The following is a 13,399-nucleotide window of genomic DNA, read 5'->3' on the forward strand; positions in this document are numbered from 1 at the left end:
TTCATTGCAGCGAGAGACAAAACGATGTTTAGGATGGCAAACTCTTCCGCGTCTGTCCCTAGCTCAGTCGCATGCCAGTCCGATTCGTCAAGCCGAGCATCAATGCAGCATCCGGTCGCTCCAGCGATAAGCGATAGTCATGGATCCGCGCTTTCTCGAGCAGTATCTGGAGCAACTGCGCTATATCGAAGCAAGCGCGCATGAATTCGGCAACGATCATGCAAAGATCGGCCGACGGCTGGGCATCAGCGAGAACGAAGTTGCCGATCCCTTCGTTCAAAGGCTGCTCGAAACGTTTGCCTTCGTCATGGCGCGTGGCGCGCAACGCATCGAGGACGCGTTTCCTGACTTCATTCAGCCGTTGTTGGCGGTGACCTACCCCAACTACGTCACGCCCATTCCTTCGATGGCGATGGCGCGTGCGTTCCCCAAGGACGGCGACGGGCATCGTCACGACGGCCTTCTGCTGCCCCGTGGCACCGCGTTCAGTTCCTCGATGGTCAACGAAGCTCAGACTGCATGCGAGTTTCGCAGCAGTCAGGACGTGAGGATTTTCCCGCTCGACATCGCGCGGGTTCGCGCCATCAACGCTCCACCGCCCGACATCCCGATGCTTTATCGCTACGTGCCGGCGGACCGGGCGGTGCTCGGCGCGCTACGCATCACGCTGCGCACCGTCAACGGCATGCCGATCTCCGGGCTAAGCGGCCTGGACCGCCTGCCGGTGTATCTGGCAGGTGATCAGACCACCGCCTCGCACCTGTTCGAAATGCTTCACACCGCCAGCATCTCGACGGTTATCGCCGCGCCCGGCGCGTTCGCCAACGGCAGGCTGCACTGCGTCAACCGCGATGCCGTGGTTCACGAGGGGCTGGATCCTGAGCAGAGTCTGTTGCCGCGCGTGCCCGACCGTTTCCACGGCCACAATCTGCTGCACGAGTGGTTTTGCTTTCCGGCGCGCTTCGGGTTTTTCACCCTGACCGGTCTGAGCAAGGCGCTCGCGTCGATTCATGGATCCGAGGCCGAGATCGTCGTGCTGTTGAATCGGCCGTTCGGGGCGCTCGCGGAGCGGATAAGCGCGGCGGACTTCGCCCTTTACTGCACGCCGATCATCAACCTGTTTCCGCGAACTGTCGGGCCGCTTAAGATCGACGCTGCCGCTCGTGAGCATGTTCTGACGCCCGTGCCCGACGCGCCACGTGACTACGAAGTGCATTCGGTGCAAGCCGTGCGCGCGCAAGCCGGGCAGGACTCGCCGCCGGTGGCCTTTCATGATTATCACGCCGCCTATCGGGACGACCGCCTGCGCGATGCGCGCTACTTCGCGCTGCGTCGGGTGCTCAATCAGACAGACTACGACGAGCGTCAGTACGAGACGCGCCGGCCGTTCACCGAGACGCGCACGCTGCTCGCGCTGATGGACAAGGACGGCCAGCCGCTTGCGCAAGCCTTCGGTTATCTGACGCTGGACGCGTGGCTCACCAATCGCGACCTGCCTTGCCTGATCGAATGCAACGAACATAACGATGTGGTTGCCGACCGCACGCTGCCGATCACGGGCATCGGACTAATTCGCGCGCCCACCGCACCTAAACCGGCTATGGCGATCGGCAAGCGGGCCTGGGAGTTGTACGGGCAACTAAACCTCGACTACCACACGCTCAATTCGTCGTCGGATGAATCGTCCGCGGAAGGCTTGCGCCGCCTCTTGCGCCTGTATCTGAAGGACGACGCCGCATCGCAGCGCCGTCAGATCGATGCCCTGGTCGGCACGCGCACGCAACCGGTGACGTGCCTGCTGTCGCCCGAGTTGGACCAGCCGTACGGACGCGCGATCGAATGTGCACTCACTTTCGATGAGGCGCGCATGGACGGCGTGAGCCCCTATGCGGTTGCCTTGGCGCTGGAGCGCTATGTCGCGCGGCACGTGTCCACGCACAGCTATACGACCACGGCGCTCAGGTCCGTGCAGCGGGGGCTTATTACGCAATGGCAGCCGCGCATGGGTACACGAGGCATCGCTTGAGTCTCACAAGTAGAAACAAGAAAGGAGTAGCAGCATGAGTTGGTTCGATCAGCCGCGCACGCTCGCCTTGTCGGGCCGCGCGCTGCCGCAGTGGCTCGACGAGCCGTTGCTCGTCGTCTCGCGCGTGAAGGGCAACGAAGAGCTCGGGAAGCTCTATGAATACTACATCGAGCTCAGCACTGTAGAGGACGCCCACCTGCCCGTGCAGCAGGCGCAGGCACTGGTCGATCTGGACGAACTCGCCGGCAAGGAAGTCACGCTATCCATTGCCATAGAAGGCAACGGCACGTGGGTACAAGGCGCCACGCGCGCCTCGATGCTCAACATCGGCGCGGACGTGCGCAAGATCACCGGCGTGATCGCCGAAGCTCAAGCCATCGGCGCGGACGAGCGGCGCGCGTTCTATCGCTTCAAGCTGCGCCCGCGCCTGTGGATTGCCACCCTCAACCGCGATAGCCGAACGTACCAAAACCGCGATATCAAACAGATTTCGACGGAGATTCTCAACCGGCTGAGCATTCCGTTCGAGTTTCGGCTCAGCGGACCGTTTCTCGGCAAGCGCGGATATCCGGCGCGCGACTATCAGAGACAGTGGTGGGAGTCGGACTACGCGTTTCTCGACCGGCTCTGGCAAGAATGGGGCATCACGTACTTCTATGACGACGCGACGCTCGTGCTGTGCGATTCGCCGGGCTCGTTCAAGCAGCATGGGCCGGCGTATCAGACCGTGCGCTATCTGGATCGCGGCGGCCAGCGCATCGACGAAGAACATATCCACGCGTTCAGTGTGACGCGTCGCATCACCACCGGCAAGGTGTCGCTGGTGGACTACGACTACACGCAGTCGGTCGCGAAGCTCACCGCGCAGCGCACGCAGCACAGCGAGAGCACGCAGGACAACGCCGAAGAGTACGCCTGGGGCGACTACGCACAACCGCTCGCGACGCCGCTCGGCGTCTCGGGACGCCCGAACGATGCGATATTCGAAGCCGAGCATCTGGCGCAGGTCAAAGTCGAGGCGCATCGCGCGCAAAGTCGGCTCGCGAGCGGCTCGGGCAATCTGCGCGGACTGATGACCGGCTACACGTTCCGGCTGGAAGGCTATCCGCTCACGCCGGGCGACGGCGAGTATCTGGTCGTCTCGACGGAATTGGAAATCGTCAACAACGATACGGTCACCACTCGCGGCGCGCTCGAGCGACGCTATCAGTGCGAGACGCACTTCACGGCCGTGCCCGCCGACACCTTCTATCGCACGCCGCAGACGGCGGTCAAGCCGCGCGCTTTCGGCGAGATGGCGGTGGTGGTCGGCTTCGACGATCAGGACAAGATCCTCACCGACCCGTATGGGCGCGTGAAGGTGCATTTCGTCTGGGACCGCGTGAGTCCGCTCAACGACACGGCAAGTTGCTGGCTGCAGGTGGCCTCGCCCTGGCAAGGGCCCGGCTACGGCGCGTTGTGGACGCCGCGTGTGGGGCAGATGGTGCAGATCGGCTATTTCGATAGCGATCCGGACCGGCCTTTCGTGATGGCTGCGCACAGCACGGAAAACCATCAACTGCCGTGGGAGTTGCCGCGCAATAGCGTGCTCTCAGGCTGGCGCAGCCGCGACTTGAACGGGCAGTCGGCCAATAGCGTGCTCACCGACGATACGCCGGGCCAACTTCAGGTTCAGGTGGCGAGCGATCACGCGCAGTCGCGGCTGGTGCTGGGCTCCAATACGCGCATCGACGGGCATAAGGGCCGCGGCGAGGCGCGCGGCGTTGGGTTCGAACTGGCGACCGAGGCGCATGGCGTTCTTCGTGCCAACGCTGGTCTGTTGATGACCACCGAGGCACGCGCCGGTGCGACATCGCCCGTCAAGGACATGGGCCAGACTGTCGCGCGGCTCACGCAGGCGCGCGGACAGCATGAGGAGTTGGGGCGGCTTGCGCAGCGACATCTCGCGCAGACCGCCGAGATAAGCCAGGCCGACGCGGCGCAAGCCATCAAAGCGCAGAACGAGGCGATCAAAGGCGGCGCGAAGGCGCACGACAATCCGTCGCCGGAGATGACGCGGCCCGACGTGGTGCTCGCGAGCAGCGCGGGGATCGCGACCACTGCGGCCGAGAGCACGCATCAGGCGAGCGGTGAAGACCATGCGATCACCGCTGGGCGGGACATGAGCGTGTCGCTCGGGCGCTCGTTGTTTGCATCCGTGCGTGGCGCGATTTCGATGTTTGCTTATAAGCTTGGGCTGAAGTTGATTGCGGCGAAAGGCAGAGTCGAAGTGAAGGCGTTGAGTGACCAGATGGCGCTACAAGCGTTGAAGGACATTACCGTCAGCAGTTCGGAAGGACGCGTAGTCATTACCGCCGAAAAGGAGGTCTGGATTGGTGCAGGTGGCTCTTACATCCAGATTAGCGGTAGCGGAATAGTTAACGGCTCGCCAGGGCCGATCCTCGAAAAAGGCGCGACATGGGCTAAGGTTGAAGCGAGCACGATGTATCCGCGATTCTCAGCTTTGGCAACGCATCCCTTCCTGTACGTGTGCGAAGAGAGTTCAGAGTTCGACGAAGACCGTGCATCGACACCTGACTTCATACCTCGTGCAGCCGTGCCTCCGCCAACCATGACCGGGCATCCGACTGGGCCTATAAACCCAAAGTCTAGAGGAACTCATCCATACCCAACCGAATCGCGTGCGGCGAATTCCGGTGCGGAGAGTTCTGGTGCGGAGAGTTCTGGTGTGGTGAATTCTGGTGTGGTGAATTCTGGCGTGGTGAATTCTGGCGTGGTGAATTCTGGCGCGGGGAATTCTGGTGCGGCGAATTCTGGTGCGGCGAATTCTGGTGCGGCAAAACCAACTGACTCAACGACCAAAGCGACGGGTTCAATGTGCTCGCCACTTCCAAGTATCCTTGACTCGAAGAAGGCGTTGAACATACAGAGCGGCGACTATTGGGCCGTAAACGAAGACGGAACGCCTTATATTCCGCAGGGAACCAAGGGGCAGTATTTTGTCAACTACGCGAGTTACTGTGGAAACGCGGACTTCGAATATAAAGCCGATGCTCGATCTATCGCAGCGACCGTTCGCATTCTCGTCGTCCCCTGCTCAATCCGAGAAACTCGATCCGATGGGACCATCGCGGACTCAGCATATAACGCGAACAAAGAATCGTTTCCGGACCTGTTCCCGCAACGCAAGAAGATCAAGCGCGATTTGTCTCCCGATTTGAAGAGTGAACTGACGTCAACCCTCGCGAAACACAAAGCCAAAATCGAGGACGTCCTTAACAAAGATGGCTACTACCTTACCGTCGCCGACTGCAAGAAAGGAGCCTCATGCGATTGCAGGATTCCTGTTAGATACCGGGTCGAATTCCTTCTGGAGGATCCGAACGAGACGGCGCACAAATCCGTCAATCTGTTCCCTACTGCATATCGCGCTGACGCAGCAAACTGGGGACTGCAATGCGTTTACAGTGATAACTTTGGAGACGATCAGCCCATCCTGGACGAGCATGTCCATACCCATGAAGTCGGGCACCTGTTCGGCTTCCCTGACGAATATTATTGGGCAGCGGGGGCGGTCCATAAGGCCTACTTAGACGAGGAGAAAAAGGTCAACTTGGAGTTAGCGAAGAACAACCGGAACAAAGAAGTATGGCAAGGGACTACAAAGGACACGTTAATGGGAAACGGGGTATATGGACCGAATAAACCTGCCATTCCGCCCTACTACCTTACGCATATACGACAGTGGTTCTCTGAGAAGACAGGAGCAACGTGGAAGGTTGCTCAATGACTCGATTTAAAAGATTGGTTAGCAGATTGAACTACACCATTCGGATAATCTTTACAATTCTCTTATATTCTTTGACAACTGGAAGCATGGCTGCGACAGATCATTACTTCTTTTCCACAAACGGTTACACACAGGGCGATACAGCTTTGACTACGCTTTCAGTGCATCAAGAGACGTATAAGCTGATCATGCGAGGCGACTCTGCGGACACAACGATGCCGGGAGCCGGAATCTTCGAAGGGATGTTGACTAGCCAAGAACGGCAGAAGATTGCTATTGCGTATGAGCGAGCGAAAGAGTATGGACCGCTCACTCCCACTCCAATCATTGACCAGTTCATTAGGTCGTTCTACGCAAAGGGTGATCGTATCGTAAAGCTCGACGCCACTGTCAACATAGCTCCGACAAACGGCGCCCTCTTAGTCACTGTCGAATTCATAAACACCGGGCGAGAAGAGCTATGCCTACGGAGCCCAGCGACGTGGGAGGGCACGTACAATCCCATCGCCGGCAGTTCGTGGATTGCCGTGAGTGCAAAACGCAGCGATACTTCGGGTTTGCGACGCGATCAACGGGAATTGAGGACGGGTTTTTTTGGCGGTTCGGCGATGCTCAACGCCAGTGAATTCCCAAATGATCTTTTGTGCATTCCGAGCATGCAGACGAGAACCGCGCGATTCAGAGTGTTTCCACAAGCGAGTTTTAAGAAGGGACAATACTCGATCGGAGCTTCGATGGTTCTCCGAGTTGTGTCTCCCGCTGAACTGAAGGGAGTGATTGAGATGAACTCGGTCAATCAGATGATTGAGTTTCCGCATGACTATCCCTCGACGCCCAACGAGATCGAAGCGTTTTCGGACTACCTGAGATCGAAACAGCAGCATTAAAGGGCCTGTCTCTTCAGCGCCACCAGGGACGAAAGCGGTGCGCTAACAGGCGAGTGACTCCGCTCCGACACTCTACCTAGTCCGGTAGGTTCCTCAGGACGGCCGCGCTGATTTCATAGTTGAGAGAATCGACCTCGGTCGTTCGAGATTCGCCGCCTTCTGCGTCGGTGATCTGAGCGTCAGTAAGTAATGCTATTGGTAGGGGAGGGGTCACGCGAATGATCATTCTCCGTCCGTAACTATCCGGCTTCACATTGGACAACAAGGTCAAGCCCCAATACCGACTCCCCACCAGCGTTGTGTATGAAATATTCAGTGCTTCTCGCGGCGACTGTTATGCTGTTTCTCGGAAACGCTGTAAGCGGTGAGCCGCAACAGATCACGCGACCTGATTGCCGCCTGTCCTTCTCTGTGCCAGCAGAGTCGAGTTACATTGAGGTAGCTGGAGCCCAGGTCTCGAATGACGAACTTTGTTATATAGCGTTCAACTATGCTTCATCTGCCGGAAACAAGCATTCCCAGAATCTTCCTCCAATTCCGGATGAGTGGCGTACACAGGTAGACTTCTGGGTAACCATCAAGAAAGTTCCGCTGGACAAGCAGATCGAGGCGATTGAATCAGCGAGCGGTGGAAGTCAAGGTGGCATCTTCACGTTGGACTCGAAGGTTCGCGCGAACCCCGTCCGGGGCGACGGATATGTTTTTACCTACTCCTCTGCCAAGCCAACAGCGTCAATGCTCCAGCTCAGACAGTCGCGCGAGGTCATCTTTGCCGCTGGCGACAGATGGCACTCTGCCGTTTACTATCTATATCCCATGAGGGCAGACAACGCACAAAGAACAGAATGGTCGGTTCTTAGGCGTTTGTTCTCATCCTTTGCTTTCGATACACCAGATTGATAAGGATTGGCTGCCATCTTTGCGTTACGCACCAGGTTGATTAGGAAGTGTTTTCACAAGAGTGCGTGTGGAAACTGGACGGAGCGGCACAGATCGTCTCCACGCGAGAAGGTATCGCTCGTGGAAAGGGCCGGGACAGATTGCGACGCAGCCGGGAAACGTTACGAATACGTCGAGACGTATAGCGGCGGGAAGAGAGTCTCTTTTACCGTGAGGCCAGCCTGGTTGGGTGTCACCCGAACCGCACTCTCACTTTCCCGAGCCGATGCGGATCCCGTAGACTCTCTCGAATGATCAAACTAATTAAGACAGCGGTGTTTATTGTCCTTGGAGGAACTACTGTGGCGGTGCTGTCGAAGTCACCGAGTCCGCACACCTTCCGAGAATGTGTACGTCGGACCGAACAAAGTCGCTTCGCTTGCCAGGCCGGATGCGGGATGATAGTCCAACAGTGCTATGACGAAACGGTCGCCGACGCGGAAAGCAAGATCAGTGTCATCTTGTCGAGTCTAGAGAGAACGAACGGTGGTCCATGTGCTGATTTAGCCAAACGATATCTAGACGACGCATCGCGCATGGAACAGCGTACTGCTGAAGTTGCAGACCGTATTCCAGGTTGGATCGGTAGCGACATGAAGTTGAACCTTATGAAGCAACGACTAATCAACGTTCAACTAATAGCCGCTCGTTGTAATCGCTAGACCCGAGAGTCGGCCATCGGGTCCGTTTGACGCATTTGCCGCGACGCCATTCGACACCGGCCGCTAACGAAGGGCTGCCGTAGGTTTCCGCTCACCGCGAACCTTTTCGCCCATTTGCCCCAAGGTCGTAGCTCGAAATATCCCCCGGACAATGAAACGTTTTGCAGGGTTAACCGTTGCCACTTTGTTTTTCCTTCCGCCTGCTTGGGCCTTGAATGGCTTGATGAGTGTAGGCTTCACGCCGGCTTTCGGGAACGCTTCGCCGGGGTTGAAAAAAGCACTCCGCTCGCTAACCAGTCGCACACAGTCCGACGGGCGCGATTGTCTCGAGAACGCGCGTGGTATGGAAACCAAAGGGAACTACAATGCGTCTCTAACCAAGATGGTCGACAACGAGAAGATACTTGTTCTGCAAGTCTCCGGGTCGAAGATGTGCGACGGAGTGCATTCCTCGACATACCGGTACGGTGTCGCTTTTGAGAAGGCAAGCGGAAAGCCGGTCGATTTAGCGCCGGTCTATCAGATTGCGATCCGCGAAGACAAGTACTTGTTCCTTCGGCCGGAGCTTGTCGATTCCACAGCAGAGGTCTACAGACAAGTGAACGCCGGCAACCCGTCCTGCCTGGACAACCCAGATTTACTGGAAGGATTAGCGAACTTCCCGCTGACCTTCGCGCCGGAGTCAGACGGGTCACTGGCTCTCTACTATTCTGCGCCCGATGTCTCTGCCCAATGTTTCCCAATACTTCACTTGCAAAAGGCAGAGGTAAAGCGCTTTCGCGATGCCGTTACGGCCGCCCGATATGGCCTTCCATGAATCCCTGCGATCAAGCGAAAATGTGGAGAGGTGTCGGTATGTCGGGACTTCGCATGCGTGGGCCGATGTTAGCGCAATATGTGGATCGCAAACTGAATCCGCGCCAACGACGCCGTCCGGCCACGGCGGCGTCGATAGTCACTCTAAGCCGCGCGGCCGACTTGCTCCACCCGAGAGCGCCGCCAACCCATGACTCTCATCGTCCGCTCGACGAAATCTGCATCGGCTTAAGCGTGACCGTGGCGATGTCGTTATTCCATGAAGGACGCTTCAAGGTCGGCATCCACAGCCTTTGAGCTCCATGTTTAGATCGAGGCGTAGGTGACGTATCGTGCAAGACATGTATAACATCCCGGACGAGTCGGTTCCTCTGAAGTGCACCCTCATTCGAATCCTGAAAACGTCATGCAAGTGCGGCTTTGAGTCGCCACGTTTGCGTTCCTACCGGAAGCCAAACGACGTGCCCGATGGCGCCAGTACGGTCCCGCTGCGAGGGCCGAGTACAGATAGAGCTCGCTACCGAATCAGTCCGCAAGCGTATCCGAAGCCTTTGCCGTCGGTCAAATACGATGACGCGACGCAATGCGTAACTACTCCGAATCGGACGGCAGCTACGAAGGGCGCTTCCTCCATCATCGAATCGACAGCGTCGACTAAGAGCGCGGCATCGGGGCAGTATGTGATATCTACGCTCGAGCAAGGAACGCTCACCGAGCCGCAACCGCCGTCCTCACCGGCCCCCCCAACGCCCGCAACGTCTCCTTCACCGTAGCGATCCTTACCGCCAAATCCGGACTACGCGTCTCGATACGCAACTTGTCCTGCCCCGCGAGCTTGATGTGCTTATTCTTCTGCACCATCTCGATGATCTTCATCGCATCGACGGGCGGATTCGGCACGAACTGCAACGCGATGGAAAGCTCCGCGGCATCGATCTTGGATATGCCGAGCGGCTTCGCGGCCAATCGCAGCCGATGCGTCTCGACAAGCGCATGCGCCTGCGGCGGCAGCTTGCCGAAGCGGTCGACGAGTTCTTCGAGAATGCCGTCGATCGCATCGCTCGATTCGCAGTTCGCAAGCCGCTTGTAGAGCGACAAACGCTCCTGCACGTCGCCGCAGTAATCGGCGGGCAGAATGGCCGGCGCGTGCAGATTGATCTCGGTCGTCGCGGCGAGCGGCGCGTTCAAGTCCGGCTCGCGGCCGTCCTTCAGCGCGCGCACCGCGTCGTTGAGCATGTCGGTGTAAAGCTGGAAGCCGATCTCGTGAATCTCGCCCGATTGCTTGTCGCCGAGCACTTCGCCGGTACCGCGAATTTCGAGGTCGTGCATCGCGAGATAGAAGCCGGAGCCGAGTTCCTCCATCTGCTGAATGGCTTCGAGCCGGCGCTGCGCCTGCTTCGTCAGCGACTGCGGATCATGCACGAGCAAATACGCATACGCCTGATGATGCGAGCGCCCGACGCGCCCGCGCAACTGATGCAACTGCGCGAGCCCGAACTTGTCCGCGCGATGCATGATGATCGTGTTCGCGCTCGGCACGTCGATGCCCGTTTCAATGATCGTCGTGCACAGCAACACGTTCGCGCGCTGGCCGACGAAATCGCGCATCACGCGTTCGAGCTCGCGCTCGTGCATCTGCCCGTGCGCGACCGCGATGCGCGCTTCCGGCACGAGCGCCTCCAGCATCGCGCGGCGGTTGTCGATCGTCTCCACTTCGTTGTGCAGGAAGTACACCTGGCCGCCGCGCTTGAGTTCGCGCAACATCGCCTCGCGGATCACGCCGTCTTCCTCGCGGCGCACGAAGGTCTTGATCGCGAGACGCTTCTGCGGCGCCGTCGCGATCACCGAGAAGTCGCGCAGGCCTTCGAGCGCCATGCCGAGCGTGCGCGGAATCGGCGTCGCCGTCAGCGTGAGGACGTCGACCTCGGCGCGCAGCGCCTTGAGCGCCTCTTTCTGTCGCACGCCGAAGCGGTGTTCCTCGTCGATGATGACAAGCCCGAGCCGCTTGAACTTCACATCGCTCGACAGGAGCTTGTGCGTGCCGATCACGATATCGACCGAGCCTTCGTTGATCTGCTGCACTGACTGCGACACTTCCTTCGTGCTCTTGAAGCGCGACAGCTCCGCGATGCGCACCGGCCAGTCCGCGAAGCGGTCCGTGAAGGTCTGCGTGTGCTGTTCGGCGAGCAGCGTCGTCGGCGAAAGAATCGCCACCTGCTTGCCCGCCATCACCGCGATGAACGCGGCGCGCAGCGCGACTTCCGTCTTGCCGAAGCCGACGTCCCCGCACACGAGGCGGTCCATCGGCTTGCCGCTCGTCATGTCCGCGATGACCGACGCGATCGCCGCCGCCTGATCCGGCGTTTCCTCGAAGCCGAAGCTCTCCGCGAACTTCGTGTAGTCGCGCGGATCGAGCTTGAACGCGAAGCCTTCGCGCGCGGCACGGCGGGCATACAGGTTCAGCAACTCGGCGGCGGTATCGCGAATCTGCTGCGCGGCCTTGCGCTTGGCCTTCTCCCACTGGCCGGAGCCGAGCGTGTGAAGCGGCGCGCTTTCCGGGTCCGCGCCGCTGTAGCGCGAGATCACATGCAACTGCGCGACCGGCACGTACAGCTTCGATTCGTTCTGGTATTCGAGGTGCAGAAACTCGGTCTCGCCTTCGCCGAGGTCCATCGACACGAGGCCCATGTATCGGCCGATGCCATGCTGCGCGTGCACGACCGGATCGCCCACTTTGAGCTCGGCAAGGTCGCGCACCATCGAATCGACGTTGCTCGCCTGTTCCTGACGCCGCCGCCCGGCGCGGCGCGCGAGCGGCCCGTACAGTTCGGTCTCCGTGATGATCGCAAGCTCTTCGGCGGGCAGCGCGAAACCGTTCGCGAGCGGCGCGATGCCGAGCGTAAACTTCGCGTCGGTCGTGAGCCATTCCTGGAACGTGTCGTGCAACTCGCCGCGCAAGCCGTTGTCCGCGAGCAATTGCTGAATGGTCTCGCGCCGGCCCGCCGATTCCGCGACGAGCATCACGCGGTTCGGCGTCTGCTCCAGATAGTGACGCAGCGCGAGCAGCGGTTCGTCCGCGTGACGGTCGATGGCAAGGCCGGGCAGCGGCACGGCCCAGCCGCCTTCGGGCGTCGGCGGAAACTTCAGTTGCGCGAACGGTTTGGCGAACGTGAAGAAGTCGTCGTCCGTGAGAAAGAGTCGGCGCGGCTCCAAGAGCGGACGCTCGCGGTCGTGCGAGAGAAATTCGTAGCGCTGCTTCGTGTCGTGCGTGAAGCGCTTGATCGCGGCGTCGAGATCGCCGATGAACGCGAGTTGCGAGCCTTGCGGCAAGTAGTGAAAGAGCGTCGCGGTTTCATCGAAGAAGAGCGGCAGATAGTATTCGATGCCCGCCGACGGCACGCCGTTGCCGATGTCCTTGTAGATCTGCGAGCGGCTCGGATCGCCCTCGAACACTTCGCGCCAGCGGCTGCGAAACGCGGTGCGCGCGGCTTCGTCGAACGGAAACTCGCGGCCCGGCAAGAGTCGCACGTCGCGCACCGGATAGAGGCTGCGCTGCGTGTCGGGATCGAACGCGCGGATCGAGTCCACCTGATCGTCGAACAGGTCGATGCGATACGGCAGCGGCGAGCCCATCGGATACAGGTCGATCAGCGAGCCGCGCACGCAGTATTCGCCCGGCCGCACGACCTGGCTCACGTGCTCGTAGCCCGCGAGCGTCAATTGCGCCTTGAGCTTGGCCTCGTCGAGTCGCTCGCCTTGCGTGAAGGAGAACGTGTAGGCCGCGAGAAACGACGCGGGCGGCATGCGATACAGCGCCGTCGTCGCCGGCACGATGAGAATGTCGCAGCGTCCTTCGCCGAGATCGTGCAGCGTCGCGAGCCGCTCGGAGACGAGATCCTGGTGCGGCGAGAACGTGTCGTAGGGCAGCGTTTCCCAGTCGGGCAAGAGGCGCACGCGGGCGTCCGGCGCGAAGTAGGGCAACTCGGCTGCGAGGCGCTGCGCATCGACGGCGCTCGCGCAGACCACCGTCAGAAGCGGCACCGCCTCGCGATGCGCCGCTAGATAGCGCGCGATGGCGAGCGCATCGGCGGAGCCGGAAGCGCCGTCGAAGACGAAACGCTGACCTGCCTTGACGAGCGCGATGGGGGAATTGGACTGCGCGTTGACGGCTTTCGAAGACATAAGGTGTGCATTGAACCGCCCGCGCGCTGCCACTGAAAAGGCGCGCGCCGGACGTGGTCGCGGAGGACCTATTATAAAATCCGGGCTTCACTTTGAC

The 13,399-nt window shown here is 59.8% G+C and carries 6 protein-coding genes; 5 read left to right on the plus strand and 1 reads right to left on the minus strand.

What is annotated here, in order from left to right; all coding sequences use genetic code 11:
- Positions 1-139: 139 nt before the first annotated feature.
- The 5 genes from tssF (at position 140) to LDZ24_RS06585 (ending at position 9,121) form a co-directional block, all read left to right on the plus strand.
- A complete protein-coding gene (tssF, locus tag LDZ24_RS06565) occupies positions 140-2,026 on the plus strand; it encodes a type VI secretion system baseplate subunit TssF (RefSeq protein WP_248322187.1) in 1,887 nt (628 codons plus the stop codon).
- A 34-nt stretch (positions 2,027-2,060) separates the two neighbouring features.
- Positions 2,061-5,816 (plus strand): type VI secretion system tip protein TssI/VgrG, encoded by a 3,756-nt coding sequence (tssI, locus tag LDZ24_RS06570; protein ID WP_248322188.1) that lies wholly within the window; start codon positions 2,061-2,063, stop codon positions 5,814-5,816.
- 26 nt (positions 5,817-5,842) lie between these two features.
- Positions 5,843-6,703, plus strand: coding sequence for a hypothetical protein (locus LDZ24_RS06575; RefSeq protein ID WP_248322189.1), 861 nt, complete (start codon positions 5,843-5,845; stop codon positions 6,701-6,703).
- A gap of 303 nt (positions 6,704-7,006) precedes the next feature.
- Positions 7,007-7,603 (plus strand): hypothetical protein, encoded by a 597-nt coding sequence (locus LDZ24_RS06580; protein WP_248322190.1) that lies wholly within the window; start codon positions 7,007-7,009, stop codon positions 7,601-7,603.
- 852 nt (positions 7,604-8,455) lie between these two features.
- Positions 8,456-9,121, plus strand: a complete 666-nt coding sequence (locus LDZ24_RS06585; RefSeq protein WP_248322191.1) for a hypothetical protein — start codon at positions 8,456-8,458, stop codon at positions 9,119-9,121.
- Between the two features lie 707 nt (positions 9,122-9,828).
- Here LDZ24_RS06585 and mfd read toward each other — a convergent pair.
- On the minus strand, positions 9,829-13,302 hold the full coding sequence (gene mfd / locus LDZ24_RS06590; RefSeq protein WP_248322192.1) for a transcription-repair coupling factor: 3,474 nt from the start codon (positions 13,300-13,302) through the stop codon (positions 9,829-9,831).
- Positions 13,303-13,399 lie beyond the last annotated feature (97 nt).

The organism is Caballeronia sp. Sq4a, from assembly GCF_023170545.1.
Classification (GTDB): Bacteria; Pseudomonadota; Gammaproteobacteria; order Burkholderiales; family Burkholderiaceae; genus Caballeronia.